This window comes from Comamonas humi (assembly GCF_054782535.1).
Genome location: NZ_BAAGSH010000002.1, coordinates 206,837 through 232,737, shown reverse-complemented (window position 1 = coordinate 232,737; position 25,901 = coordinate 206,837). Strand labels below are relative to the sequence as shown.

Annotated in this window: 26 protein-coding genes; 21 read left to right on the top strand and 5 right to left on the bottom strand. The window is 67.6% G+C overall.

Going from position 1 to position 25,901, the window contains the following annotated elements; all coding sequences use genetic code 11:
• The first annotated feature begins 12 nt into the window (after positions 1 to 12).
• Genes ACYVKR_RS01465 through ACYVKR_RS01435 form a run of 7 tightly spaced genes read left to right on the top strand, consistent with a single transcriptional unit; the run spans position 13 to position 5,210 of the window.
• Complete coding sequence (locus tag ACYVKR_RS01465; RefSeq protein ID WP_460478934.1) at positions 13 to 933, top strand: branched-chain amino acid ABC transporter permease; 921 nt, start codon at positions 13 to 15, stop codon at positions 931 to 933.
• The gene (locus ACYVKR_RS01460) at positions 926 to 1,954 is read left to right on the top strand and encodes a branched-chain amino acid ABC transporter permease (RefSeq protein WP_460478933.1); all 1,029 of its coding nucleotides are present in this window, start codon (positions 926 to 928) and stop codon (positions 1,952 to 1,954) included. The genes ACYVKR_RS01465 and ACYVKR_RS01460 overlap by 8 nt, the downstream gene beginning before the upstream one ends.
• A complete protein-coding gene (locus ACYVKR_RS01455; protein WP_460478932.1) occupies positions 1,954 to 2,745 on the top strand; it encodes an ABC transporter ATP-binding protein in 792 nt (263 codons plus the stop codon). The genes ACYVKR_RS01460 and ACYVKR_RS01455 overlap by 1 nt, the downstream gene beginning before the upstream one ends.
• Positions 2,742 to 3,452, top strand: coding sequence for an ABC transporter ATP-binding protein (locus tag ACYVKR_RS01450; RefSeq protein ID WP_460478931.1), 711 nt, complete (start codon positions 2,742 to 2,744; stop codon positions 3,450 to 3,452). The genes ACYVKR_RS01455 and ACYVKR_RS01450 overlap by 4 nt, the downstream gene beginning before the upstream one ends.
• A 1-nt stretch (position 3,453) precedes the next feature.
• Positions 3,454 to 3,909: an acyl-CoA thioesterase gene (locus ACYVKR_RS01445; protein ID WP_460478930.1), complete on the top strand. Its 456-nt coding sequence runs from the start codon at positions 3,454 to 3,456 to the stop codon at positions 3,907 to 3,909.
• 20 nt (positions 3,910 to 3,929) lie between these two features.
• Positions 3,930 to 4,334: a RidA family protein gene (locus ACYVKR_RS01440; protein WP_460478929.1), complete on the top strand. Its 405-nt coding sequence runs from the start codon at positions 3,930 to 3,932 to the stop codon at positions 4,332 to 4,334.
• A gap of 6 nt (positions 4,335 to 4,340) precedes the next feature.
• The gene (locus ACYVKR_RS01435; protein ID WP_460478928.1) at positions 4,341 to 5,210 is read left to right on the top strand and encodes an alpha/beta hydrolase; all 870 of its coding nucleotides are present in this window, start codon (positions 4,341 to 4,343) and stop codon (positions 5,208 to 5,210) included.
• Between the two features lie 395 nt (positions 5,211 to 5,605).
• Here the strand turns inward: ACYVKR_RS01435 and ACYVKR_RS01430 are convergent, their stop codons facing one another.
• From ACYVKR_RS01430 to ACYVKR_RS01420, 3 genes are all read right to left on the bottom strand, one after another.
• A complete protein-coding gene (locus tag ACYVKR_RS01430) occupies positions 5,606 to 6,784 on the bottom strand; it encodes a phospholipase A (protein WP_460478927.1) in 1,179 nt (392 codons plus the stop codon).
• Positions 6,785 to 6,917: 133 nt separating this feature from the next.
• Complete coding sequence (locus tag ACYVKR_RS01425; protein WP_460478926.1) at positions 6,918 to 7,346, bottom strand: hypothetical protein; 429 nt, start codon at positions 7,344 to 7,346, stop codon at positions 6,918 to 6,920.
• A 268-nt stretch (positions 7,347 to 7,614) separates the two neighbouring features.
• Entirely contained in the window at positions 7,615 to 9,681 is a 2,067-nt protein-coding gene (locus ACYVKR_RS01420; protein WP_460478925.1) for an ATP-dependent helicase, read from the bottom strand.
• Positions 9,682 to 10,040: 359 nt separating this feature from the next.
• On the opposite strand from ACYVKR_RS01420, the gene ACYVKR_RS01415 reads away from it, so the two are divergent.
• From ACYVKR_RS01415 to ACYVKR_RS01400, 4 genes are all read left to right on the top strand, one after another.
• Positions 10,041 to 10,406: a hypothetical protein gene (locus ACYVKR_RS01415; protein ID WP_460478924.1), complete on the top strand. Its 366-nt coding sequence runs from the start codon at positions 10,041 to 10,043 to the stop codon at positions 10,404 to 10,406.
• Between the two features lie 96 nt (positions 10,407 to 10,502).
• On the top strand, positions 10,503 to 11,453 hold the full coding sequence (locus tag ACYVKR_RS01410) for an AEC family transporter (RefSeq protein ID WP_460478923.1): 951 nt from the start codon (positions 10,503 to 10,505) through the stop codon (positions 11,451 to 11,453).
• 94 nt (positions 11,454 to 11,547) lie between these two features.
• Positions 11,548 to 12,135 carry a midcut-by-XrtH protein gene (locus ACYVKR_RS01405; RefSeq protein ID WP_460478922.1) on the top strand — a complete coding sequence of 196 codons (588 nt, stop codon included), beginning with the start codon at positions 11,548 to 11,550 and terminating at the stop codon, positions 12,133 to 12,135.
• Positions 12,136 to 12,235: 100 nt separating this feature from the next.
• Complete coding sequence (locus ACYVKR_RS01400; RefSeq protein WP_460478921.1) at positions 12,236 to 13,018, top strand: sterol desaturase family protein; 783 nt, start codon at positions 12,236 to 12,238, stop codon at positions 13,016 to 13,018.
• Here the strand turns inward: ACYVKR_RS01400 and priA are convergent.
• The gene (gene priA, locus ACYVKR_RS01395; RefSeq protein WP_460478920.1) at positions 13,015 to 15,150 is read right to left on the bottom strand and encodes a primosomal protein N'; all 2,136 of its coding nucleotides are present in this window, start codon (positions 15,148 to 15,150) and stop codon (positions 13,015 to 13,017) included. The genes ACYVKR_RS01400 and priA overlap by 4 nt on opposite strands.
• A 741-nt stretch (positions 15,151 to 15,891) precedes the next feature.
• Here priA and ACYVKR_RS01390 point away from each other — a divergent pair.
• From ACYVKR_RS01390 to ACYVKR_RS01380, 3 genes are read left to right on the top strand one after another with little or no spacing between them, the layout of a single operon-like run.
• Positions 15,892 to 16,641: a lysophospholipid acyltransferase family protein gene (locus ACYVKR_RS01390; RefSeq protein WP_460478919.1), complete on the top strand. Its 750-nt coding sequence runs from the start codon at positions 15,892 to 15,894 to the stop codon at positions 16,639 to 16,641.
• 12 nt (positions 16,642 to 16,653) lie between these two features.
• Positions 16,654 to 17,553 carry a M48 family metallopeptidase gene (locus tag ACYVKR_RS01385; protein WP_460478918.1) on the top strand — a complete coding sequence of 300 codons (900 nt, stop codon included), beginning with the start codon at positions 16,654 to 16,656 and terminating at the stop codon, positions 17,551 to 17,553.
• Positions 17,554 to 17,602: 49 nt separating this feature from the next.
• Positions 17,603 to 18,025, top strand: a complete 423-nt coding sequence (locus ACYVKR_RS01380; protein ID WP_460478917.1) for a rhodanese-like domain-containing protein — start codon at positions 17,603 to 17,605, stop codon at positions 18,023 to 18,025.
• Positions 18,026 to 18,086: 61 nt separating this feature from the next.
• Here ACYVKR_RS01380 and lysM read toward each other — a convergent pair whose 3' ends face one another.
• Positions 18,087 to 18,551 (bottom strand): LysM and BON domain-containing protein, encoded by a 465-nt coding sequence (lysM, locus tag ACYVKR_RS01375; RefSeq protein ID WP_460478916.1) that lies wholly within the window; start codon positions 18,549 to 18,551, stop codon positions 18,087 to 18,089.
• 204 nt (positions 18,552 to 18,755) lie between these two features.
• Between lysM and ACYVKR_RS01370 the strand changes: the two genes are divergently transcribed.
• From ACYVKR_RS01370 to gspG, 7 genes are all read left to right on the top strand, one after another.
• On the top strand, positions 18,756 to 19,523 hold the full coding sequence (locus ACYVKR_RS01370) for a type III pantothenate kinase (RefSeq protein WP_460478915.1): 768 nt from the start codon (positions 18,756 to 18,758) through the stop codon (positions 19,521 to 19,523).
• Between the two features lie 69 nt (positions 19,524 to 19,592).
• Complete coding sequence (gene rfbB, locus ACYVKR_RS01365) at positions 19,593 to 20,648, top strand: dTDP-glucose 4,6-dehydratase (RefSeq protein WP_460478914.1); 1,056 nt, start codon at positions 19,593 to 19,595, stop codon at positions 20,646 to 20,648.
• A 62-nt stretch (positions 20,649 to 20,710) separates the two neighbouring features.
• Positions 20,711 to 21,607, top strand: a complete 897-nt coding sequence (rfbD, locus tag ACYVKR_RS01360) for a Rossmann-fold NAD(P)-binding domain-containing protein (protein WP_460478913.1) — start codon at positions 20,711 to 20,713, stop codon at positions 21,605 to 21,607.
• Positions 21,608 to 21,616: 9 nt separating this feature from the next.
• Positions 21,617 to 22,165, top strand: a complete 549-nt coding sequence (rfbC, locus tag ACYVKR_RS01355; RefSeq protein WP_460478912.1) for a dTDP-4-dehydrorhamnose 3,5-epimerase — start codon at positions 21,617 to 21,619, stop codon at positions 22,163 to 22,165.
• Positions 22,166 to 22,384: 219 nt separating this feature from the next.
• On the top strand, positions 22,385 to 24,118 hold the full coding sequence (gene gspE, locus ACYVKR_RS01350; protein ID WP_460478911.1) for a GspE/PulE family protein: 1,734 nt from the start codon (positions 22,385 to 22,387) through the stop codon (positions 24,116 to 24,118).
• A complete protein-coding gene (locus tag ACYVKR_RS01345) occupies positions 24,111 to 25,382 on the top strand; it encodes a type II secretion system F family protein (protein ID WP_460478910.1) in 1,272 nt (423 codons plus the stop codon). Before gspE ends, ACYVKR_RS01345 begins: the two co-directional genes overlap by 8 nt.
• Positions 25,383 to 25,439: 57 nt before the next feature.
• Entirely contained in the window at positions 25,440 to 25,877 is a 438-nt protein-coding gene (gspG, locus tag ACYVKR_RS01340; RefSeq protein WP_460478909.1) for a type II secretion system major pseudopilin GspG, read from the top strand.
• Positions 25,878 to 25,901: the final 24 nt, after the last annotated feature.

The following is a 25,901-nucleotide window of genomic DNA, read 5'->3' as shown; positions in this document are numbered from 1 at the left end:
CCAGTCGCCGCCATGAACGCCATCCTCATTCTCGAGCAATCGCTCAACGGGCTGCAGTTCGGCCTGATGCTGTTCCTGCTGGCCGCCGGCTTGACGCTGGTGTTCGGCATCATGGACATGATCAACCTCGCGCACGGCTCGCTGTACATGATCGGCGCCTACCTCATCGCCAGCATCGCCCAGGCCTCGGGCTCGTTCTGGCTGGGGCTGGGGCTGGGCGTGGTGGCGACGGCGCTGGTCGGGGTGCTGCTGGAGCTGACGGTGCTGCGGCGCTTCTACCAGCGCGACCACCTGTCGCAGGTGATGGGCACCTTCGCCATCGTGCTGATGAGCAACGAGATCGTGCGCATCATCTGGGGCGCGCAGCCGCTACAGCTCAACCCGCCCGCGGCGCTGGCCGGGCCGGTGGAACTGCTGCCGGGCTTCTCGTACCCGGCGTTCCGCCTGCTCATCATCGCCGTGGGGCTGCTGGTGGCGCTGCTGCTGTATGTGCTGGTCACGCGCACGCGTTTCGGCATGCAGGTGCGCGCGGGCGCGGCCAACCGCGAGATGGCGACCAGCATGGGCGCCAATGTGCGCACGCTGTTCACGCTGGTGTTCGCGCTGGGCGCGGCGCTGTGCGCCGTGGCGGGCGGCATGCTGGGGCCCCTGCTCACCGTGCAGGTGGGCATGGGCGAGAGCATCCTGATCCTGGCCTTCGTGGTGATCGTGATCGGCGGCATAGGCTCCATCCGCGGCGCGCTGCTGGGTGCGCTGCTCGTGGGCCTGGTCGATACCGCGGGCCGCACGCTGGTGCCGCTGCTGTTCGAGAAGACGATGGGCCCGGATGTGGCCGCCAATGCCGGCCCGGCCGTGGCCTCCATCCTGATCTATGCGCTGATGGCCGCCGTGCTGTTCTACAAACCCCAAGGCCTGTTCCCCGCCCATGACTGATATCCAAGCCGATCTCGCGCGGCCCGCAGCGGCCGCCGCGCCAACGCCCGCACCCGCCCTGGCGCCGGCCAGCCTGCTGGACCATGGCCTGCATGCGCGCGTGGCGCTGCCGCTGCTGGTGCTGCTGGCCCTGCTGCCCACCATTGCGGTGGCCCTGGGCGAGGATTTCTACATCGGCGTGGCCAGCCGCATCCTGATCTTCGCGTTGGCCGCCGCCAGCCTCAACTTCATCCTGGGCTTCGGCGGCATGGTGAGCCTGGGACATGCGGCCTTCGTGGGCCTCGGGGCCTACACCGTGGGCGTGCTCATGCAGCAGGGCCTGGCATCGGCCTGGCTGGCCTGGCCCGCCGCGATGCTGACCGGCGCCGCGTTCGCGCTGCTGGTCGGGCTCGTCAGCCTGCGCACGCAGGGGGTGTACTTCATCATGATCACGCTGGCCTTCGCGCAGATGCTGTACTACCTGATCATGTCCTTCAAGGCCCTGGGCGGGGACGACGGGCTGTCCATGCCGTCGCGCTCGTCGGTGGGCCTGGGGCTGGACCTGGCGAACGATGCCACCTTCTACTACGTGGTGCTGGCGCTGGTGGCGGCCTGCATGCTGGCCATGCACCGCATGCTCAATGCGCGCTTCGGCCATGTGCTGCAGGCCATCCGCGAGAACGAGGTCCGCATGACGGCCATCGGCTTCGCGGTGTTCCGCTACAAGCTGGTGGCCTTCACGTTGGCCGGGGCGTTCGCCGGGCTGGCCGGGGCGCTGCTGGCCAACCAGGGCAGCTTCGTGGGGCCCGGCATGCTGCAGTGGACGCAGTCGGGCATCCTGCTGATCATGGTCATCCTGGGCGGTGTGGGGCGCCTCTACGGTGGGCTGGCGGGGGCGGTGGTCTTCCTGCTGCTCGAGGAGTGGCTGTCGGCCTACACCATGCACTGGCAACTGGGCCTGGGCGCCGTGCTGCTGCTGGTGGTGCTGGCGGCGCCCAACGGGCTGCTGAGCCTGCTGGCGCGCAAGAAGGGAGGCCGCTGATGGCCGGGCAACAGGCACAAAAGGCACTTCTGCAGGTGCGCGGGCTGGTCAAGCGCTTTGGCGGCCTGACGGCCACCGACCATGCCGGCTTTGCCGTGCGCGAGGGCGAGATCCATGCGCTGATCGGGCCCAACGGCGCGGGCAAGACCACGCTGATCCACCAGCTCTCGGGCGCGCTGGCGCCCGATGCCGGCGAGATCGTCTTCGACGGCCAGCCGGTGATCGGCCTGCCCATGCACCAGCGCGTACAGCGCGGCCTGGTGCGCTCCTACCAGATCACCAGCATCTTCAAGCGCCTGTCGGTGCTCGACAACCTGGCGCTGGGCGTGCAGGCGCGCGACGGCTCGAGCTGGCGCTTCTGGCGCCCGGCGCGCAGCGAGTCGGCGCGCTATGCGCGCGCCGCCGAGTGCGCCGAGCGCGTGGGCCTGGCCGCCATGCTGCACCGGCCCGCCGGCTTGCTGGCGCATGGCGAGCAGCGGCAGCTGGAGCTGGGCCTGGCCCTGGCCACCGGCCCGCGCATGCTGCTGCTGGACGAGCCCATGGCCGGCATGGGGCCGGAGGAATCCGAGCGCATGGTGGCGCTGCTGCAGCAGCTGCGCCGCGACACGACCATCCTGCTGGTGGAGCACGACATGGACGCCGTGTTCCGCCTGGCCGACAGCATCTCCACGCTGGTGTTCGGCAAGGTGATCGCCAGCGGCACGCCCGACGAGATCCGCAACCACCCCGAGGTCAAGCGCGCCTACCTGGGGGACGAACTGGAACACGAGGCTGGGGAGGTGGCCGTATGACCGCACTGCTCGAAGTCGAGCAACTCGACACCTGCTACGGCGCCAGCCAGGTGCTGTTCGGCATGCGCCTGAGCATAGGCGCGGGCGAGGTGGCCACCTTGCTGGGCCGCAACGGCATGGGCAAGACGACCACGGTGCGCAGCCTGCTCGGGCTGACGCCGGCGCGCGGCGGCAGCATCCGCTTTCGCGGCGAGCGCATCGAGCACCTGGCGGCCGACCGCATCGCCCGCATGGGCATGGCCGTGGTGCCCGAGGGGCGGCAGATCTTCGCCAACCTCTCGGTGCAGGAGAACCTGCAGGCCTTTGCGGCCAACCGCAACGCCTCAGAGAGCCCCTGGACGCTGGAGCGTGTCTACGCGTTGTTCCCGCGGCTGGCCGAGCGCCGGGCCAACCTGGGCAATCGTTTGTCCGGCGGCGAGCAGCAGATGCTGGCCATCGGCCGGGCGCTGATGACCAACCCGCACCTGCTGATCCTGGACGAGGCCACCGAAGGCCTGGCGCCGCTCATCCGCGAGGAGATCTGGCAGTGCCTGGCCGCGCTGCGCGCCCAGGGCCAGGCCATCCTGGTGATCGACAAATACGTGAAGCGGCTGATGGCGCTGGCCGACCGCCACACCATCATCGAGCGCGGGCAGGTCGTGTGGCAGGGCAGCTCGCCCGAGCTGCAGGCCCGGCCCGAGGTCTGGCAGCGCTACATCGGGATCTGACATGACGGACCGCACCACCGCCACGCAGGCATCGGCCCGGCGCTTCGAAGTGCCCACGGCCATTCGCTTCGCGCACTGCGACCCGGCCGGCATCATCTTCTTCCCGCAGTACCTGGTGCTGTTCAACGGGCTGGTCGAGGACTGGTTCAACCAGGCGCTGCGCCACCCCTACGCCCGCATGCTGGGCGAGGAGCGCACGGGCCTGCCCATCGTGCGCCTGGAGTGCGATTTCCGCGCCATCACCCGCATGGGCGAGACGGTGGCGCTGGGGCTGTCGGTGGCCCGGCTGGGCAGCCGCTCGCTGGCGCTGGACCTGGACTGCCGCGGCGCCGACGGCCAACTGCGCGTGGCCGCGCGCAAGGTGCTGGTGTTCACCAGCCTGGACACGCACCAGGCCATCGCCGTGCCCGCCCCCATCGAGGCGGCCATCGCGCGCTGGATGGCTGGCGAGGATTGATTTTGTTGAAAGGAAGCGCAATGCAAGTACTACTCCCCCCAGGCTGGCCCCGTCCCAAGGGCTATGCGAATGGCGTGGCGGCCCGTGGCCGCATGGTGTTCGTGGCGGGCATGATCGGCTGGGACGCGGACGGCGTCTTCCACACCGACGACATGGCCGGCCAGGTGCGCCAGGCGCTGCAGAACATCGTCGAGGTGCTGCGCGAAGGCGGCGCCAAGCCCGAGCACATCGTGCGCATGACCTGGTACGTGACCAACAAGCAGGAATACGTCGCCGCCTACCCCGAGATCGGCAAGGCCTTCCGCGAGCTGATCGGCAGCTTCAACGCCGCGATGACGGCGGTGCAGGTGGCCGCGCTGGTCGAGGACCGTGCCAAGGTGGAGATCGAGGTCACCGCCGTAGTGCCCGACGACGCGCAGGCCTGATCCGCGATGGCCGCACGCCCGCTGTACCGCGATTTCCACGAGCAGGCGCAGATCGATGCCGCCTACGACCCGGTGCGGCCGGTGGCCGATCCGGCGGCGGCGCGGCGGCATTTCGCGCAGCGCAGCGCCGAGGCGCGGGCCGGGCTGCGCTGCAGCCTGGACGTGCCCTTCGGCCCGACGCGGGCCGAAACGCTGGACATCTTTGCGGCGAACCGGCCCGGGCCGGCGCCGGTCTTTGTCTTTCTGCATGGCGGCTACTGGCGCGCCAATACCGCCGCGGATTTCAGCTGCGTGGCCTGGGGCCCGCAGGCGCTGGGCTTTGCCACCGTGGTGGTGAACTATGCGCTGTGCCCGTGGGTCAGCATCGACGAGATCACGCGCCAGTGCCGCGCCGCCGTGGCCTGGGTGCTGCGCAACATCGCTGACTACGGCGGCGATCCCGAACGCGTGGTGCTGGGCGGCCATTCGGCCGGCGGCAACCTGGGCGCAATGTGCCTGCAGACGCGCTGGGCCGAGGACTACGGCCTGCCGCAGGACCCGCTGCGCGGCGCCTTGCTGCTCAGCGGGCTGTACGACATAGCGCCGCTACGCTACAGCTACCTGCAGCCGCTGATCCAGCTCGACGACGGCACCGTCCGCCGCAACTCGCCGGCCTTCAGCGCGCGCGCCTGCCGCACGCCGCTGCACCTGCTGTGGGGCGGGCGCGAGCAGAGCGAGTTCGAGCGCCAGTCGCGTGTGATGCATGCGGCCTGGCTGGCCGAGGGCAATGCGGGCGAATGCGCGCCGCTGCCGGGCGACGACCATTTCTCGCTGCTGCACGGGCTGGAGCAACCCGATTCCCAGCTGTGCCGGCGGCTGTTGCGGCTGGCGGAGTGAGTCGCGCTGCGCGCGGCCTTCTTTCTGGCAGGGCCGAGCAACGCGACGGCCCGTATGGTTTCCCCACCCCTTCTGTATGCGCCTGTGGCGTGGCGTTTGCGGGGTGGGCATGCGCGTCGGAGCGCGCATGCTTCGTGGTCTGACTCGCCGCGGTTGTCCGAACGGAGCGCCTTTGGCGCGAAGAGAGTTCTGCGGCGCACCCCGCAAACGTCACGCCACAGGTTGCCCCAACGCCTTGGCGTTGGGGTCGCAGACAGTGGGGCGCGCTTCTTTTGCCTACTTTGCTTGCGCGAGCAAGAAAAGTAGGTCGCCCGCCGGGGCGAGACCCGGCCTCTGGCAGTAAAACAAATAGCTATCGTCGCCTGCAGCATCAGGCGTTTTCATTCAGCAAACCATCAGAAATCCAGCAGGCTGAACCCCAGCGAGAACATGGTGCGCTTGTAGTTGTAGTCCAGCAGCGTGTCGCCATAGCCGCTGAACAGCTGGGCGTGCAGGCGCAGGTTGCTCTTGCCGCCCATCCAACCTTCGCCCAGCGTGTGCATCCACTCCAGCCGGCCCGAGCCTTTGCCGTGGCCGTTGAGCGAGCCGCGCGCCGTCAGGCCCAGCCAGTTGTCGCGGTTCACGTTCCAGCCGATCTTGAGCTCGCCCCGTCCCACGTAGTTCTGGATGTCGGGGTTGTTGTCGTTCTCGGCGCGCTCGGAGATGCGCTTCCACAGCTTGGCCTGCACCTGCAGGCGGTTGTCCAGCTCCAGGCCGGTCATCAGGTAGTAGCGGTTCCAGCTGCGCGACAGCGGATCGCTCTGGCCGTTGGACTGGTGCACGATGCCCGCGCCGCTGTAGCGCCAGCGCCAGCCGAAGGGCAGCTTGGCGGTGGTGGGGTAGACGTAGAAGACCTCGGGCTCGTGGTCGGTGTTGCGGAAGGGGCGCGACAGCCCCGAGTTGAACAGCTGCCAGTACGACTGCTGCGAGTAGCCCAGCCACAGCGAGTCGCGCAGGTTGGAGTCGGGGTTGGTCAGCAGGTTCTGCGCCAGCTTGGTGCGCACCGAGAGCTGGATGCGCATCTCGCGCTTCTGGTAGTCGGTGGACTCGCCGACGGTGTTGTTCGGATTGCCCGAGCTGGGCTGGTCGTTGACGCTGCTGGCGGTGACGGCGGAGATGGACACCGGCCGGTAGCCGCGGAAGCTGAAGGTGCCGCAGTCGGTGCCGGCCTCCAGCTCCCAGAAGCGCGACATCTCGGAGAAGGCCGAGTCGCGGCAGCCGCCGTTGGCGCGGTTGGGGTCGAGCGCGGCCAGCGTCTCGGTGGCGGAGGCGAGGGTGGCCGCGGTGACGGCTGGGTCGCGGCCCGCGGGGCCGGTGCTGGCCTGCACGGGGGCGGCCGCTGCCACGGCGGGCGCGCTGGCCTGCTGCGCAGCCCATTGGTCGAAGCAGGCCAGGCGCTGCGCGTCGTCGGATTGGGCCGAGCATTGGCGCCAGGCCTCGGGCGGCGGCGCCGCGCCAGGGGTTTGCGCCTGGGTGGCCGGCACCGAGAACAGGGCCAGCGCCGCGGCGGCCAGGGAGGTTGCGTGCTTGGTCATGGCGTGTAGGGACTGGAGAGTTTTGCTGTAAAAAACATAGCTGTCAGCGCTTGTTTCATATGTATTTTTATCAATAAATATAGGAGAAACGAGGTGGAATGAGCGCCAGCAGCTATGCTTTTTGATAGTAGCTTCAACGCCCAGGCGGGGCCTTGCGCAGCGTGAAGCGGTGCGAGCGGTCGTTCTGGTCGGTCCATTCGCCACGGACCTCGCGCGCGCAGCTGCCTTCGACCACGTCGCCCGACCAGGAGCCAGTGGTGCGCTTGCCGTCGCTGGACTCTTCCATCGACAGCACGCCCTTGTCCACGTCGCCGACGACGATGGCGCTGCCGCCGGGGCGGCGGATCTCGCCCTTGACGGTGCCGTTCCACTCGGGGTGCGGGCCCAGCTCCAGCGTGATCGGGCCGGGCTGGCCCTGCACCTCGGCCTGCCAGCGGCCGAGCAGTTCGGGCTGCTCCATCTGCGCGGCGGTGGGGCAGGCGGGGCGGGGGCTGTTTAGCGGAACATGGGTGCAGGCGCTTGCCAGGCAAGCGCTGGCCGCTATCAAAAACAGATTTCTCATCAATGGAGCGTGTTATGCACTTTGACGTGCCCGCGAAAGCCGGGGAAAGGCCCGGCAACGCGACGCAGGCCGCGGGGCGGTTCGCACACCGCTCGCGGACTGCAACAAAGTGGCCGGGCCTTTCCCCGGCTTTCCCGAAGGGTTGGCCCGCAGGCCGGCGCTCGCGGCGTTGCAGCGCTTGCCAAGGCATGAGCCTTGGCTGCGCACTGCGCCTTGCGATCATCCGGCCTGTGGGCCAACGCGGGTACGTCAAAGTGCATAACACGCTCTAAGGTGCTTCGGGTTTGGCCTGGGCCTTCTTGGCGAATTCCTCGCGCAGCGCGCGCAGCTTGGCGCGCGGGTCTTCGCGGGCGGTGGAGGCGTCGAGCTTCATCTCGGCGATGAAGCGGCTGGGCAGGGCCATCACCAGCTCGCGGCCTTTCTTGCGGCGCTTGGTCCAGCTCACGGCCAGCGTGCGCTGGGCGCGGGTGATGCCCACATACATCAGGCGGCGCTCTTCCTGCAGGCGCTGGGCGGTGTCCTCGCTGACCTTTTCCTGCCGGCCGTTATCGTCGTCGAGCTTGAAGGGCAGCAGCCCCTCGTTCACGCCCACCAGCACCACGTGCGGCCATTCCAGGCCCTTGCTGGCGTGCAGCGTCGACAGCGTCACCATGTCCTGCTCCTGTTCGCGCTCGCTGATGGTGGACAGCAGCGCGATGGTTTGCGAGACCTCGAGCAGGCTCTTGGTCTCGGCCTGCGTGGTCATGCCTCCGGTGGCGTCGATCTGCCCGCCGGCGCGCTGGGCCATCCAGTCGCAGAACTCCAGCACGTTGGTCCAGCGCGCGGCGGCTGCCTTTTCGCTCTCTTCGTGGTCGTAGAGGTGCTGCTCGTAGCCGATCTCCTTGAGCCAGTCCATCAAAAAGGCGTGCGCCGCCTCGGCGCCATGGGTGGCGCGGGCGCGGGTTTCCAGCTCGTTGATGTAGCGGCCGAACTCCATCAGGCTCTCGTAGCCCTTGGCGGGTAGCGCGTCGGGCAGCATCTGGTTGAACAGCGCGGCGAACATGCTGCTGCTGCGCGCCTGGGCAAACTCGCCCAGCCGGCCCAGCGTGGTGTGGCCGATGCCGCGCTTGGGCGTGGTGATGGCGCGCACGAAGGCGGGGTCGTCGTCGTTGTTGATCCACAGCCGGAACCACGAGCACAGGTCGCGGATCTCGGCGCGGTCGAAGAAGCTGGTGCCGCCCGAGACCTTGTAGGGGACGCTGGCGCGGCGCAGCGCCTTCTCGAAGGGCTTGGCCTGGTGGTTGGCGCGGTACAGGATGGCGAAGCTCTTCCAGTCCGGCGGCGGGTTGGCCGCGGCGCGCAGGCCCAGGATGCGCGCCACGGCGCGCTCGGCTTCGTGGTCCTCGCTGTCGGCATCGACCACGCGCACCGGCTCGCCCTCGCCCAGCTCGGAGAACAGGGTTTTGGGAAACAGCTTGGGGTTGGGCTGGATCACGTTGTTGGCCGCGCGCAGGATGGCGCTGGTGGAGCGGTAGTTCTGCTCCAACTTGATGACCTTGAGCTGCGGGAAGTCCTGCGGGAGCTTTTTCAGGTTGTCCAGCGAGGCGCCGCGCCAGCCGTAGATGCTCTGGTCGTCGTCGCCCACGGCGGTGAAGCGCGCGCGCTCGCCCACCAGCAGCTTGAGCAGCTCGTACTGCGTGGCGTTGGTGTCCTGGTACTCGTCGACCAGCACGTGGCCGAGGAGCTTTTGCCACTTCTCGCGCACCTCGGGGTGGTCGCGCAGCAGGCGCAGCGGCATGCCGATCAGGTCGTCGAAATCGACGCTCTGGTAGGCGGTGAGGCGCTCCTCGTAGCGCTGCATGATGACGGCGACCGAGCGCTCGTTGTCGTCCTTGGCCTGGGCCAGCGCCTCGCGGTAGTCGAGGCCGCGGTTCTTCCAGTTGCTGATGAGGTACTGCCACTGGCGGGCGGTGGCGGCATCGGTGGTGCCGCCGGCCGCGTCCTTGAGGATGCTGACCACGTCGTCCGCGTCGAGGATGCTGAACTGCGGCTTGAGCCCGAGCACACGCCCGTCCTCGCGCACCATGCGCACGCCCAGCGCGTGGAAGGTGCAGACCATCACGTCCTTGGCGGCGCGGCCGATCAGACCCTTGGCGCGCTCGCGCATTTCGGCGGCCGCCTTGTTGGTGAAGGTGATGGCGGCGATGCTGCGCGGCGGCTGCCCGATCTCGATCAGGCGCGCGATCTTGTGCGTGATCACCCGGGTCTTGCCCGAGCCCGCGCCGGCCAGCACGAGGCAGGGCCCTTCGGTGTAGTGCACCGCTTGGAGTTGCGCGAGATTGAGACCGACTGCCATGAACCGCGATACCTTGGGCTAGAGAAAAGGACAGAAGAATAACCGCATGGGCATGCCGCCCGCCGGTGCGGGGATGTAGCACCGGTATCCGGATGCATGCCGTCCGGCGAGCCGGCGGCCATGAGGCCAAAAAGATGCACAAATTGAAACATTCACCCAAAGTGTGTATCCTGCGGTATCTGAGTGATTCCAGAGATGGATTCCTCCACCGGAACGGCCGCGCAGTTGGCTGCAGGGGGAATGCACACCAAGGGAAGGGTGGCCGTGCACCGGCGAGAGCCGGACGCGGTTTAAAGCATGCGGGGATGTGGCGGCACCTGCATGCGACTGATACCAGCCGCTGGGGATAGGGAATAGTTATGGCAACGACAACGATCCAGGAAGGTCTGGCTCAATTGATGACCACCGATGGGGCCATGTGCGGCGCCCTGGTGGATAGCGGCAGCGGCATGCTGCTGGGCAGCAGCGGTACCGGCATCGACCTGGAACTGGCGGCCGCCGGCAACACCGAGGTGGTGCGCGCCAAGCTCAAGACCATGAAGGCGCTGGGCCTGAACGATGCGATCGACGACATCCTGATCACCCTGGGGTCGCAGTACCACATCATCCGCCCGCTGTCGCGCAAGGAAGGCCTGTTCATCTACCTGGTGCTCGACAAGGGGCGCAGCAACCTGGCGCTGGCGCGCCGCAAGTGCTCTGACGTCGAGAAGGTCATCGACTTCTGACGGGGCTGTCCGCCATGCGTCACGAACCTGCCTCTGGCAGGTTTTTTTGCGCCCGGGCCGCTGCCGTCCACCAGCACAAGCCCGCACAATGGCGCGGTGCTGTCCGTCTTCCAGATCACCTTTCCCTTCTTCGCGCTGGTGCTGTGCGGCTACCTGGCCACGCGGCGCGGCGTGTTCCCGCTGCAGGCGATTGCCGGCATCAACAGCTTCGTGCTGTTCTTCGCGCTGCCCTGCATGCTGTTCAAGGCGGGCGCGGGGCTGCCGTTCGCGCAACTGCTCGACGTGCCGGCGCTGCTGCTGTACCTGGCGTGCGGTCTGCTGATGGTGGCCGGCTGCGTGCTGCTGGCCCGCCGCGCGGGGCTGGACTGGAACAACGCTTCCTTCGGCGCGCTGGTGGCGGCCTTCCCGAACACCGGCTTCATGGGGCTGCCGCTGCTGGTGGCCCTGCTGGGCGAGCCGGGCGCTGGGCCCAGCATCCTGTCGATGCTGGTCGACATGGTGATCACCACCTCGGTCTGCCTGGCGCTGTCGCGGCTCGACGGTGCCGCGGGCAACGCGGGCGCTGCGCTGCGCAAGGCGCTGGCCGGCATGCTGGCCAATCCCATGCCCTGGGCCATCCTGCTGGGCGCGCTGGCCTCGTACCAGCAGTGGCAGCTGCCCGCGGCGCTGGACAAGACCCTGGGCCTGCTGGCCTCGGCGGCCACCCCGGTGGCGCTGTTCGCGGTGGGCGCGGTGCTGGCGCGCTCGCAGATGGAGCCGGCGGAATACGCCGCGCCGCGCAGCTACGTGCCGCTGGCGCTGGCCAAGCTCTTCGTGCACCCGCTGCTGGTCTGGGGCCTGGGCACGCTGGCGATGCGCCTGGGTGTGCCGCTGTCGCCCTTCGCGCTGAAGGCGTTGGTGCTGCTGGCGGCGCTGCCTAGCGCCAGCAACGTCATCCTGCTGGCCGAGCGCTATGGCGCGCACAACGGGCGCATCGCCCATGTGATCCTGGTGTCGACGGCGCTGGCGTTTGTGAGCTTCTCGCTGGTGGTGGCGTGGTGGCCATAGCCGATCACGGGTAAATCCTGGGATTGTCAAATCTTGTGAAAAGGTGTGTTTCGTTACATCATGGCGCCTGTCGATTCACAACGAAAGTAAAGACATGCTTACCAAACACTTCCCGGTTCTGCGCGGGGCGGTTGCGTTGGCCGCGGTTTGTGCTGCCTCGGCGGCGCAGGCCGGGGTCGCCCTCCCCGTTGCCGGCGCCGTCGACTACGGCCCGCCAGCCACCAGCGTACCTGGGCTGGGCATGTGGTCGCTGGCGTTGCTGGGCCTGCTGCTGGCAGCTATCGCCTACCGTTTGCTGCGTGGGCGCATGGGCGGGCGGCTGCTGGCCAACCTGCTGGTGGTGGGTGGTGTCGCGGCGGCTGGGAGCGCCGGGCTCGGCGTGGTTCAGCGTGCCGATGCCATTGGTGCCGCCGACCTGAGCTTGCCAGGCGGCGGTTCCATGGATCTGAACCTGGGCGAGACCAAGGTCACCAATACCTCGGGTGTGCCGCAGCAGATTCGAGCGTTGCACGCCAATCCCTTGCCGCAGTTGGAGTCGGCGCCAGCGCCGGAGCTCAAGATCGTGCCGACGTACGTTTTCGTCACGCCCGCTGGCACGCCCCAATGCACGGTAGGCACTGCGCTTGCGCCCAGTGCATCCTGCTATGTGAAGCTCGATTACCCGCCATTGCCGCCGACCTGAGCCGCGAGCTGTCGGTGCCAGGTAAACCCAGATGTGGGACACAAGGACGTCAACATCATGGGCCTGCAGGCGCAGGCTGCTAGCCTTTTAAGATAGGCACATGCACCAACTCTATATCGCCGCCGTCATCATCAGTCTGGCGGCGGTTCTTTTTTGGGAATCGCTCAGTCCGCTCCACTCCACCCCTACCGTGCCGTTGGCGCGCTGGCTGCACAATCTGGCGCTATCAGTGCTGGCGCTGGGCGCCAGCTTGCTGGCACCGTTGCTGTTCTGGTCGGTGACTAGGATGCTGGGCGTGCAGCCCAGCGGCGGCTGGCTGGCGCGCTGGGGCGTACCACCGTGGGGCCAGTGGCTGGCGGCCTTCCTGGTGCTGGATGGCATGGCCTATGTGCTGCATCGCCTGTCCCACGCCGTGCCCTGGCTGTGGCGCTTGCATGCAGTACACCACAGCGATGTGGAGCTGGACGCAACGACGGCGCACCGCCACCATCCGCTGGAAAACCTGCTGATCTCGCTGCTGACGCTGCCCGTGCTGGTGCTTCTGGCGCCGCCGGTCATGGCCGTGCTGACTTACAGCCTGCTGGCGGTGGCGGTCAGCACGGTGGCCCACGGCAATCTTCGCCTGCCGGCCGCGCTTGACCGCGCGCTGCGCCGCATCGTCGTGACGCCGGCCTACCACCGCATGCACCACAGCCGCGAGCAGCCACAGACCGACAGCAACTATGCAACGGTGTTTCCGTGGTTCGATTATTTGCTGGGCAGCGCAAGCGCCGTACCCGTGGACGGCGGCCGCGCGACGATCATGGGGCTCGAATACCACCGGGAGCCGGCCAGCCAGACGCTGCCAGCTCTTTTGTTGGCACCGTTCCGGCCTCTGCGCTAGATCGCCTGCGGGTCCACATCCACCAGCCAGCGGATCAGCGCCTTGTGCTCGGGCTGGGCGCGGACCTGGTGCAGCACGGCCTGCCAGGCGCGCAGGAACTGCTGCAGCGCCGGGCGCGAATCGCTTTCCACCAGCATCTGCGCGCGCTCCACATTGGCCACGCGCTGCACGGCCAGCGGGATAGGCGGGTAGAGAAAGACCGATGGCAGCCCGGGCAGCTGCAGCGCATGGGCCTGCTCGCTGGCGGTGCGCAGAAAGGCCTGGGCCACCTCCTGCGTGCGCGCATCGGCGCGCACCAGTGCCTGGAAGGCGAAGGGCGGCATGGCGGCGTCGCGCCGCTCGCGCAGCTGCTGCGCGGCAAAGCCGGCGTAGTCGTGGCTGCGCAGCGCCGCGAAGACCGGGTGGTCAGGCTGCTGGGTCTGCACCCACATCTCCACCGCGCTGCCCTGGCGCGCCACATAGCCGGCGTCGCGCCCGGCGCGCCCCGCCGCCTGCAGCAGCAGCGCGAACAGGCGCTCGGGCGCGCGAAAGTCGCTGGAGAACAGCGCGTCGTCCGGCTGCACCGCGGCCACCAGCGTCACGCGGCGGAAGTCGTGGCCCTTGGCCACCATCTGCGTGCCCACCAGTACGTCGACCTCGCCGTCGTGCATATGCTGCAGCTGGGCTTCGAGCGCGCCCTTGGCCTTGGTGGTGTCGGCATCGATGCGGGAGATGCGCGCGGGCTCGCGGTCGGGGCGCTGCACGTTGCGCAGCCGCTGGGACAGTGCCTCTTCGAGCTGCTCGGTGCCCAGGCCCAGCGGCAGGATGTCGGGGTTGCCGCAGCTCGGGCACTGGCGCGGCACGCGCTGGGTGAAGCCGCAGTGGTGGCAGCGCAGCGTGCGGTCGGCCTTGTGGAAGACCTGGTGCGCGCTGCAGTGCGGGCAGTCGCTCTTCCAGCCGCAGTCGCCGCACAGCAGCACGGGGGCGAAGCCGCGGCGGTTGAGCAGGATGAGGCTTTGCTCGCCGCGCTCCACGCGCTGCTGTATGGCCTGCAGCAGCGGCTCGGAAAACAGCGTGCGCCGGGGCTGCTGGCGCATGTCGACCAGGCGCAGCGCGGGCAGGTGGCCATGCCCGATGCGGCTGGGCATGGCCAGCCGCTGGTAGCGGCCGCCGGCGTCCCCCGGGCCATCGGTGCCGGGCGGGCGGCTGGCCCACCAGCTCTCCAGCGACGGCGTAGCCGAGCCGAGGATGACCTTGGCGCCCGCATCGTGGCCGCGCCACAGCGCCAGGTCGCGCGCCGAGTAGCGGGCGCCTTCCTGCTGCTTGTAGCTGGCGTCGTGCTCCTCGTCGACGACGACCAGCGCCAGCCCGGGCAGCGAGGCGAACACCGCCATGCGCGTACCCAGCAGGATGCGCGCGGCGCCGGTGTGCGCGGCCAGCCAGCTCTGCAGGCGCTGCGGATTCGTCATGCCGCTGTGCAGTGAGACGACGGCGCCCGGCCCCAGCAGCGGGGCGAAGCGCTGGCTGAAGCGCTGCTCCAGCTGCGGCGTGAGGTTGATCTCGGGCACCATCACCAGCACCTGGGCGGTGGGCGACGCTTGAAGCACCTGCTGCGCGGCCCGCAGGTAGACCTCGGTCTTGCCGCTGCCGGTGCTGCCGAACAGCAGGAATGGGCCGGGCTGCGAGTCAATTTGCCCGCAAGCGTCCGTCTGTTCTGCGCTAAGTGCTATTGAATTTGATAACTCTGCTGCATCGCCGCCGCCGTCATCGCTGTCGGCCGGCGGCTTGGCCTTGCGGCGCAGGCGGCGCTGCAGCTGCACCTCGGTCAGGTCGCGCAGGGCCGGCGGCAGCGCTGCGGTGGCCATCTCGCCCAGGCTGCGCTGGTAGTAGCGCGCGGCGAAGGCCACGAGGCGCAGCCAGCCCGCCGACAGCGGGGGCAGCGGCAGCACCGCGCTCACCGGCTTGATGGTGGCCGTGGTGCTGGCGTCCTCCTCCAGGCCCCAGGCCACGCCCAGCACCTCGCGCTGGCCCAGCGGCACGCGTACCAGGCTGCCGGGCGGCAGCGGCTCGGCATGCTGGTAAGTCAGCCACGGCGCCGCGGCGCTGATGGCGCTGTGGGCGGGCGTATTGACGGCGACGCGGATCAGGGGCACGGGTGGTGGGGGGATGACGGCGGGAATCGGAAACCCGCCAGTGTACCCAGGCGGGCGGCGGCGCAGGCGCTGATGCCGGCACGAGCCGGGTATCCCCTTTCATGCACCGGTTACACACAGGGGGCTGCCGAGGGATATCAACATCCCGGCTATCGATCTGTGGATAACTTTGTTGACATGCCGCCAGCCTTTGGCTATCGATTCCATTAACACGAATACAGGGCTGGGTGTTGGAAAATGAGGGAAATATTTTTTATATTTGCGAATCAATGGTTTGTGCGTTGTTCTTGGAGCTGGCGCGCAGCGCGGGCGGGCGTGGAGGCGGCGCTGGCTGCTTTCCACAATGTGTGCATAACTGCCATGGCCGCCCCGGTTTGGCAACGGATGGCGGCTGTCCCAGAGATCAGAGGTTGTTGCCCGTCCCTAGGAAAGGGACGCGATATGGATGCTAAGGCAATGAATTCTCACCAAATTTTCACACAGCAGAATTTTTGTGGATAAGTCTGTGCGCAAGCTGGTGGCGGCTTGTGGGAGAGCTGGTGAATACTTGCGGGTGTAAGGCTGTTTATTGTTGAAAATCAATGTGTTGAAAATTCATGGGCTGTGGATGGCTTAGTCCTGGCGTATCCCTGGGCTGTCCGGCGCTCGGCGGGGACGGGCCTTCCGATATGATGGCGGGCGTTGCCGCTCTGTGCGCCGCTTCCCGCGTGCCGGAGTCCGCCAGATCCTGAAACCACCCCCATGCCCCTGATCCGTTCGGTATTGCACATGCTCTTCATGAGCATTTCGGTCGTTCCCTACACCCTGGCCATCCTGCTGCTGCGCGTGTGCGGCGCCAGCAGCCTGGCGCGCTACCGGATGGCGCGGGCCTGGCTCAAGCTGTCGGTGGACAGCGCGCGGGTCATCATCGGCATCCGCTACCAGGTGCAGGGCATGGAGAACCTGCCCGTGGGCAGCGCCAAGGGGGCGGTGCTGCTGGTCAAGCACCAGTCCACCTACGAGACCTTCCTGATGCCGGCCATCATGCCGGTGCCGCTGGCCTATGTGTTCAAGAAGGAGCTGCTGCAGATTCCTTTCTTCGGCTGGTCCATCGGCAGCCTGGACATGATCCACATCAACCGCAAGGACGGCAGCCGGGCCTTCCACAAGGTGGTGGAGCAGGGCAAGCGCCTGCTGCAGCAGGGCCTGTGGGTCATCATGTTTCCCGAGGGCACGCGCATTCCGCGCGGCGAGGCGGGTGAGTACAAGACGGGCGCGGCGCGGCTGGCCATCATGACCGGCGCCGATGTGGTGCCTGTCGCCGTCACCTCGGCCAAGTGCTGGCCGCGCAAGGCCTTCGTCAAGTACCCGGGCGTGGTCGATGTCTCCATCGGCCAGCCCATTCCCACCACGGGCCGCAAGCACGACGAGCTGATGCAGCAGGTGCAGGACTGGATCGAGGCCGAGATGCGCAGGCTCGATCCCGAGGCCTATGCCGGCAAGGGGTCCTGAGGGTTCCCTGCCATGCAGCGTCTGATCCAGCTCGCGCTCGACCTGTGGGAGCGAAGCACGCCGGTCGCCCCTCGGCTGGCGCCAGTGCCGCCAGCGGTGGTGGAGGAGGTCCAGCCGCTCGCCTCCGTGCTGCTGCCGCAGTCGTTCGAGCACCCGCAGGCCAGCCGCGCCATTTTGGTGGGTGACGTCCATATCGGCTATGCGCTGCAGCGCGTGCAGCGCAAGACCATAGGCTTTGTCGTGGACGATGCGGGCCTCACGGTGCGCGCGCCGCGCTGGGTCTCGCAGGCCGGCATCGAGGAAGCGGTGCGGGACAAGGCGCCCTGGATCGTGCGCAAGCTGGGCGACATGCAAAAGCGCCACGCCTACCGGCAGCAGGCGACCATCCAGTGGCGGCACGGTGGCGTGCTGCCGTTCCTGGGGCAGTCCATGGAGCTGGTGCTCGACGGCGAGCTGCGCCATGCGCGTGCCGGCGCCATGGGCCGGGTGGAGGAGGCGAAGGACGGCCATCCCGCCGTGGCCCGCCTGTACCTGCCGCTGCCCCGCGATGCCTCGCGCAGCCAGATCCGCGACATGGCGCAGGCCTGGTTCATGCGCAGTGCACGCCAGCATTTCCTGGCGCGGCTGGCGCATTTCGAGCCCCGGCTCGGGGTGCGCCACACCTCGATGCGGCTGACGAATGCGGCCACCCGCTGGGGCAGCGCCAAGACCGACGGCTCCATCCGCCTGAACTGGCGGCTGATGCACTATTCGCCCGAGATCATCGACTACGTGGTGGCGCACGAACTGGCGCACCTGCGGGTGATGGATCACAGTCCCCGGTTCTGGAACACCGTGGCCGAAGTGGTGCCCGACCACCGCGAACTGCGCCGCCAGCTCAAGGAAACCCCGGCACCGCCATGGGACGACTAGCCGTCCTCAATATATAGAGCCAGAATCGCCTCGAACCAAGGAGTCCGCCATGAACGCACCGAACGACACCATCCGCCCCGCCAACGGCTATGCGGGCGACATCTCGCCGCAGCTTGCCTGGCAGTGGGTGCAAAGCGGCGAGGCCGTGCTGGTCGATGTGCGCACCGACGCCGAGCGCGCCTGGGTCGGCATGGTGCCGCAGGCCGTGCCGGTGGCCTGGAAGCAGTGGCCCGCGATGGAGCTGAATCCCGATTTCGATGCCCAGCTGCAGGCCGCCGTGCCCGCGGGCCGCAAGGTGGTGCTGCTGTGCCGCAGCGGCGTGCGCTCCATCGCGGCGGCGCAGCGGGCGGCCCAGCTGGGCCGCGAGGCCTACAACATCCTCGAAGGCTTCGAGGGCGACGCCGATGCGAACGGCCAGCGCGGCAAGGTCGGCGGCTGGCGCCTGCGCGGCCTGCCCTGGCGGCAGGGCTGACCGGGCGCGCGACCAAGAAAAAAGGACTCCGGCGGAGTCCTTGTAGTCGGGTGGGCTGGACTTACAGCGCGGGGATGCGCAGCTTCTGGCCCACGTAGATCTTGTCGGGGTGGCTCAGCATGGGCTTGTTGGCCTCGAAGATCACCGGGTACTTGTTGGCGTCGCCGTAGTACTTCTTGGCGATGGCCGACAGCGTGTCGCCGGACACCACGTCGTGGTACTGGGCTTCGGCCTCAGGGTTGGTCACCGCCATCTGGTTGTCCACCTCGCTCACGCTCGACACGTTGCCGCAGCACAGCGTGACCTTTTCCTTGGCGGATTGCGTGGGGGCCGTGCCGGTGACCGTGACCTTGCCCGCATCGAATGCCACTTGCACGTCGCTCACGCCCAGGTTCTGGGTGGCGATGTACTTCTCGATCGCTGCGCCCGCGGCGGCATTCAGATCCTGGGGGGCTTGCGCGGCCTGGGCGCTGCTGCCGCCAAACAGTTTTTCACCGGCTTCCTTGATAAAGCTGAACAGTCCCATGGAGTCGCTCCTAAGTGAGTGGAAAGCCGCAATATAGACTGCTTCCATGACTGCGCAAGGTCAGACAAGACCTGCTTGAACATCTTTCACATAGCTTTCGAGGGTTATTGCGGTGTATTTTTTGGGGGCGCTTGCGCCGGGATGTGCGCGCATCGGTTGACAATGTGACAGAGACGTTGAAGAAAAGCACCAATAATGCCGCCCATGCAATTTCTGGCCATTGATGTAGGGAACACGCGCCTGAAGTGGAAGATGTATGAGGCTCCCCGACCTGGCGCAGCGGTGCTGGCCGATGGCGTGGAGTTTCTGGACCATATCGATCGCCTGGCCGAAGGCGCCTGGGCCAAGCTGCCCGAGCCCCGCTACATGCTGGGCTGCGTGGTGGCTGGCGAGTCGGTCAAGCACCGCGTGCAGGAGCAGATGGAGATCTGGGACGTGGCGCCGAGCTGGGTGGTGTCTTCCGCGCAGGAGGCGGGCCTCATCAACGGCTACGACCACCCGATGCGTCTGGGCACCGACCGCTGGGTCGCCATGATCGGCGCCTGGCACCATGTGCGGGCCCAGGGGCGCGCGCGCCCGATCGTGGTGGTGATGGTGGGTACGGCGGTGACGGTGGAGTGCATAGACGCCAGCGGCCGCTTCCTGGGCGGGCTGATCCTTCCGGGCCACGGCATCATGCTCAAGGCGCTGGAGGCGGGCACGGCCGGCCTGCACGTGCCCACGGGCGACGTCTGCGAATTCCCGACCAACACCAGCGACGCGCTGACCAGCGGCGGCACCTTTGCCATCGCCGGGGCGGTGGAGCGCATGGTGCAGCACCTGAAGGACCACTGCGGCGAGGAGCCGGCCTGCATCATGACTGGCGGCGCTGGCTGGAAGATGATGCCCAGCATGGCGCGGCCATTCGAGCTGGTGGAGAACCTGATCTTCGACGGCCTGCTGCACATCGCGGCCAGCAGGTTTCCGGGTTAGCGCCTGTTACGAGGGGGTGTTGGCCCGGATGCGATAATCGAAGGCTGTTCCGACAAGGAAGATACCACCATGATTCTCGTCACCGGTGGGGCCGGCTTCATTGGCTCCAACTTCGTGCTGGACTGGCTGGCGGGCTCCGATGAGCCCGTCGTCAATCTGGACAAGCTCACCTACGCGGGCAACCGCCACAACCTCGCGGGCCTCGACGGCGACGCGCGCCACACCTTCGTGCAGGGCGACATCGCCGACCGCGCGCTGCTCGATACGCTCATCGCCGAGCACCAGCCCCGGGCCATCGTGCACTTCGCCGCCGAAAGCCATGTGGACCGCTCGATCCACGGGCCCGAGGACTTCATCCAGACCAACGTCGTCGGCACGCTGCGCCTGCTCGAGGCCGCGCGCGCCTACTGGAGCGGCCTGCAGGGCGACGCCAAGCAGCAGTTCCGCTTCCTGCACGTCTCCACCGACGAGGTCTACGGCAGCCTGGCCAAGCAAGACCCGGCCTTCACCGAGACGCACAATTTCGAGCCCAACAGCCCGTACTCGGCCAGCAAGGCCGCCAGCGACCACCTCGTGCGCGCCTGGCACCACACCTATGGCCTGCCGGTGCTGACCACCAACTGCAGCAACAACTACGGGCCGTACCACTTCCCCGAGAAGCTGATCCCGCTGATGATCGTCAACGCGCTGGCCGGCAAGTCGCTGCCCGTGTACGGCGACGGCCAGCAGATCCGCGACTGGCTCTATGTGAAGGACCACTGCAGCGCCATCCGCTGCGTGCTCGAGGCCGGTCGGCTGGGCGAGACCTACAACGTCGGCGGCTGGAACGAGAAGCCGAACATCGACATCGTGAACACGGTCTGCGGCCTGCTCGACGAACTGCGACCCAAGGCCGACGGCAGCAGCTATACCGCCCAGATCACCTACGTGCAGGACCGCCCCGGCCACGACCGCCGCTACGCCATCGACGCGCGCAAGCTCGAGCGCGAACTGGGCTGGAAGCCTGCCGAAACCTTCGAGACCGGCATCCGCAAGACCGTGCAGTGGTACCTGGACAACCCGGCCTGGGTGGCCCAGGTGCAGTCCGGCGACTACCGCGACTGGGTCAACAAGCAATACGGTTGATTGAAAATGATAGCTGTCTGCGCTTGATGTATAAGCGCTACAGCCTGATTTGACTGAAAACTATGAAAATTCTCCTCCTCGGCAAGAACGGCCAGGTCGGCTGGGAGCTGCAGCGCAGCCTGCAGCCGCTGGGCGAGGTTATCGCGCTCGACCGCCACAGTGAAGCCCATTGCGGTGACCTGCTCCAGCCCGAGCGCCTGGCCGAAACCGTGCGGGCCATCCGCCCGCAGGCCATCGTCAATGCCGCCGCCTACACGGCGGTGGACAAGGCCGAGAGCGATGCGCAGCAGGCGCGCACCATCAACGCCGACGCGGCCGGCGTGCTGGCCCGCGAGGCTGCGGCCCTTGGCGCCTGGCTGGTGCACTACAGCACCGACTACGTGTTCGACGGCAGCGGCAGCGCGCCCTGGCGTGAGGACGACGCCACCGGCCCGCTGTCGGTCTACGGCCAGACCAAGCTCGAAGGCGAGCAGCAGATCGCCGCCTCCGGCGCGCGCCACCTCGTGTTCCGCACCAGCTGGGTCTATGCGGCGCGCGGCGGCAATTTCGCCAAGACCATGCTGCGCCTGGCGCAGGAGCGCGAGCGCCTGGCCGTCATCGACGACCAGTGGGGCGCGCCCACCGGCGCCGAGCTGCTGGCCGACGTGACGGCGCTCGTGCTGCACCAGGTGCTGCGCGGCGGCATGGACGACGCCAGCGGCATCTACCACCTCGTGGCCCAGGGCGAGACCACCTGGAACCGCTATGCCCGCTATGTGCTGGAGCAGGCGCGGCAGATCCAGCCTGCGCTGCCCATCGTGGCCCAGGAGGTGCAGGCCGTCGCGACCGACGCCTTCCCCACGCCCGCCAAGCGCCCGAACAACTCGCGCCTCGACACCCGCAAGCTGCAACAACGCTTCGGCCTGCAACTGCCGCACTGGCAGGCGGGCGTGCGGCGCATGCTGCAGGAAATCCTGTAAACACCACCCATGCAAGCCATTCCCACCCAGATCCCCGACGTCATCATCCTGGAGCCCAAGGTCTTCGGCGATACGCGCGGCTTTTTCTACGAGAGCTTCAACCACCGCGCCTTCGACGCCGCCGTGGGGCAGCACTACGAATTCGTGCAGGACAACCACAGCAAGAGCGCCCGTGGCGTGCTGCGCGGCCTGCACTACCAGATCCAGCAACCCCAGGGCAAGCTGGTGCGGGTGGTCGAAGGCTCGGTGATCGACGTGGCGGTGGACATCCGCAAGAGCTCACCCACCTTCGGTCAGTGGGTGGCGGTGGAGCTGTCGGCCGACAACAAGCGCCAGCTGTGGGTGCCGCCGGGCTTCGCGCACGGCTTTGTGGTGCACAGCGAGATGGCGCAGTTCCTCTACAAGACCACCGACTACTACGCGCCCGAGCACGAGCGCTGCATCGCCTGGAACGACCCGCAACTGGCCATCGACTGGCAGCTCGGCGGCCTGGAGCCGCAGCTGTCCGCCAAGGACCAGCAGGGCAAGCGCCTGGCCGAGGCGGAATGCTTTGCCTGATTATCAAAAATAAATGATAGCTGTCTGCGCTTGCAGAATAAGCGCGGAGGGCCAAAAACGCCCTAAATTCAGCCAGGGATCGCCTGCGGCAGCAGCGCCGGCCGCGGGATGTTGGAATAGCGTCAACAAGCCTCGGGCCGGCGTTTTCTCCTCAATGTCTCCACAGGCTTCCTACTACACTATGTCGCTTGCCTTGAGCAAGCCCCTTGATTGCACCGCATGAACACCAGCGCCATCGTCGAACTAGAACCGATCCTCGCGTCCGAACCCGCGCGGCCGCGCCTGGGCGAAATGCTGGTGGCGGGCGGCAAGCTGTCGCCGCGCGACCTGGAGCGGGCGCTGCAGGCGCAGCAGGAAATGGGCCATCTGCTGGGCCATGTGCTCACGCAGCTCGGCCTGGTGTCCGAGATGGACGTCATGCACACGCTGGCGCAGCAGCTGCAGATTCCTTTCATCCAGGCGGCTGATTTTCCTGCCGAGGCGCCCGTGGTGCCGGGCCTGCTGCCCGAGTTCCAGCACGCGCAGCATGTCTTTCCGCTGCGGCTGGAGGATGGCGTGCTCGACGTGGCCATGACCTCGCCGCAGGACCCGTTCGTGGTCAAGGCCGTGCAGATGTCCACCGGCCTGGTCGTGCGCCCGCACCTGGCGCTCGAGATCGATATCGAGCGGGCGCTGCAGGAGCCGGAGCCCGAGGTCGAGGAGGACGATGGCGGCAGCGACCTGTTCGGCGACGGCGTGGACGGCGGCGATTTCGTCGAACACCTGAAGGACCTGGCCAGCGAGGCGCCGGTGATCCGGCTGGTCAACAGCATCATCGGCCGCGTCATCGACCTGCGTGCCTCCGACATCCACCTCGAACCCTTCGACGACGGCCTGCATGTGCGCTACCGCGTCGACGGCGTGATCCATCCCGGCGAGCTGGTGCCGCCGCGCCTGTCGGCCGCCGTCGGCTCGCGCGTCAAGCTCATGGCCCACCTCGACATCGCCGAGCGCCGCCTGCCGCAGGACGGCCGCATCAAGACCCGCGTCAAGGGCCGCGAGCTGGACCTGCGCGTCTCGACCGTGCCCACCGTGCACGGCGAAAGCATCGTGATGCGGGTGCTGGACCGCGCCAGCGTGCGCCTGCAGCTCGAGACCATGGGTTTTGCGAAGGACACGCTCGCCAAGTTCAACGACCTGCTCGCGCGCCCGCACGGCATCCTGCTGGTGACCGGCCCCACGGGCTCGGGCAAGACCACCACGCTGTATGCGGCGCTGTCCAAGATCGATGCGGTCGAGAACAAGATCATCACCGTCGAGGACCCGGTCGAATACCAGCTTGAGGGCATCAACCAGATCCAGACCCACGCGCAGATCAACCTCACCTTCGCCAATGCGCTGCGCTCCATCCTGCGCCAGGACCCGGACATCATCATGATCGGCGAAATGCGCGACGGCGAAACCGCGCAGATCGCGGTGCAGTCTGCGCTGACCGGCCACTTGGTGCTGTCCACGCTGCACACCAACACCGCCGCCGGCGCCATCACCCGCATGCAGGACATGGGCGTGGAGAGCTACCTCATCACCTCGTCCGTCAACGGCGTGCTGGCCCAGCGCCTGGTGCGCACGCTGTGCAGCAACTGCAAGGAGGAGCACGAGCCGGGCGAGGAGGTGCGCAAGCGCTCGGGCCTGGCCCGTTTCAGCCAGGTGGGCCAGCCCATCTACCGCGCCGTGGGCTGCAACCAGTGCCGCCAGACCGGCTACAAGGGGCGTACCGGCATCCACGAGCTCTTCGTGCTCGACGAACCCATGCGCAATGCCATCAATGCCGGCAAGGATGCGAACGAGTTGTTCGCGTTGGCCTCGCACGCCGGCATGCTCAGCCTGCACGAGGACGGCCTGCGCAAGGTGGCGGCCGGCATGACCACGTTGGACGAGGTGGCCCGCGTCACGCAGGACCAGATCGATGCCTGATTTCGCTTGGCACGCCATCAATGGCACCGGGGAGTCGGTGCGCGGCACGCTGGAGGCAGCGAATATCGCGCAGGTGCAAAAGCAGTTGCGCCTGCAAAAGCTCACGCCGGTGCGCATCGTCGACGCGGCCCAGGCCGCGACGCTGGCGCCCGCGGCCGGCGGCAAGCCTGGCAAGAAGGAGGGCGCTGCCGCCCTGGTCAAGGCCAAGAGCACCAAGGCGCAGAAAGGCCCGGTCAAGTCGCCCGACATCCTGGCGATGACCTCGGAGCTGTCCATCATGCTCAAGGCGGGGCTGGCCCTCGACAACGCGCTGCGCGTGCTCATCGACATGAGCTACAAGGACAGCATGCGCGAGCTGCTGCAGGGCGTCCTCGAAGCCGTGAAGGGCGGCGTGCCGCTGTCCAAGGCGCTGACCCAGCACCACGAGCTGTTCGGCGACTTCTATATCAATATGGTGCGCTCCGGCGAGGCCAGCGGCCAGATGTCGGGCGTGCTGGCGCGCCTGGTCGAGCACCTGGAGCGCCAGCGCGCGCTCAAGGAAAGCGTGGTCTCCGCCACCATCTACCCGATGATCCTGGTGGTGGTGGCCATCCTGTCGCTGGTCGCCATGCTGGGCTTCGTCGTGCCGCAGTTCGAGAAGCTGTTCAACGACCTGGGCGATGCGCTGCCCGCGCCCACCCGGGTGGTGATGATGGTCGGCCATGCCTTCCGCAGCTATGGCGCGGTGATCGGCATCGTCGCCGTGCTGGTCATCTATCTGGTGCGCCGCTGGTTCAAGTCGCCCCAGGGATCGATGTGGTGGCAGACGCGCTTGCTGCGCCTGCCGCTGCTGGGTCGCCTGGCACTCAAGTACCAGCTGACGCTGTTCTCGCGCTCGCTCGGCACCCTGCTGGGCAATGGCGTGCCGCTGATCACCGCGCTGAACATTGCCACTGACACGGTGAGCAACCGCATCATCCAGCAGGAGCTGGCGCAGATCGCCCCCATCGTCAAGGAAGGTGGCCGCATGGTGCAGGCCATGAACACCACCACCGTCTTCGAGCCGCTGGCCGTCAACCTGGTGCGTGTGGGCGAGGAAACCGGCCGCATCGGCCCGATGATGCTGGAGCTGTCGAATATTTTGAACCGCGAGGTCGAAACCGGCATCAAACGGGCGCTGACCATGATCGAGCCGGTGCTGATCCTGGTGCTGGGCATGATGATCGCGGCGATCATCGTGTCGATCCTGATGGGCATCCTGTCCGTCAACGATCTGGCCGTGTAAGCGGTGGTTGGTTTGATTCATCACATTGAAAAGGGGAGTCCTGTCATGCAGGCCATCATGAAAAAATTCCGTTCCAACGATGCGCAGGGCCGTCGCCGTTCGCGCGGTTTCACGCTGATCGAACTGCTGGTGGTGCTGGCCATCCTGACGCTGCTGGCCGGCCTGGTCGGCCCCAAGGTGCTGGGTGCGCTGGGCGGCGCTAAGACCAAGACGGCCGGCGTACAGATCGCCGACCTGCAGAAGGCACTCGACATCTTCAAGCTCGACGTCGGCCGCTACCCGACCAGCGAAGAGGGGCTGGATGCACTGGTCAAGGCGCCCGGCAACGTGCGCGGCTGGAACGGCCCCTACCTGAGCGGCGGCGTGCCTTCCGACCCCTGGAACAACCCCTACCGCTACGCCAGCAACGGTGGCCAGACCGACATCGTCTCGCTGGGCTCGGACGGTGCGCCGGGCGGTGAGGGTGAGGCGGCTGACATCCACAGCGCCAAATAACGGCGTTTCGTTCCCGTCTGCCTG